A 425-nucleotide genomic window follows, 5' to 3' on the forward strand; every position below is an offset into this window, starting at 1 on the left:
GCCCTACGCCACCGCGCCGGTCGTCTGGGGCGAGCCCGGCACCAACGGCCAGCACGCCTTCTTCCAGATGATCCACCAGGGCCCGGACGTGATCCCGGTGGAATTCATCGCCCTGCGCCGTCCGGGGCGCGATCTGCCGGACCAGCACGCGCGGCTGGTCGCCAACGCCCTGGCGCAGGCCAAGGCGCTGATGCGCGGGCGCGGCTCGCCCGACAACCCGCACCGGGCCTTTCCCGGCAACCGGCCCAGCACCTTCCTGCTGCTGGACGCGCTCACCCCCGAGGCGCTGGGCGCGCTGATTGCCCTCTACGAGCACCGCGTGTTCACCTGCGGCGCCATCTGGGGCATCAACAGCTTCGACCAATGGGGCGTGGACCTGGGCAAGGTCGTGGCCCAGGGCCTGGAGCCGCGGCTGGCCAGCGGCG

1 pseudogene is annotated in these 425 nt (G+C 72.9%); it reads left to right on the forward strand.

What is annotated here, in order from left to right:
* A pseudogene (locus tag A612_RS06470) lies at window positions 1-425 on the forward strand (glucose-6-phosphate isomerase); the annotation flags it as partial.

Origin of the sequence: Melaminivora alkalimesophila, from assembly GCF_000282995.1 — a bacterium.
Classification (GTDB): Bacteria; Pseudomonadota; Gammaproteobacteria; order Burkholderiales; family Burkholderiaceae_C; genus Melaminivora; species Melaminivora alkalimesophila.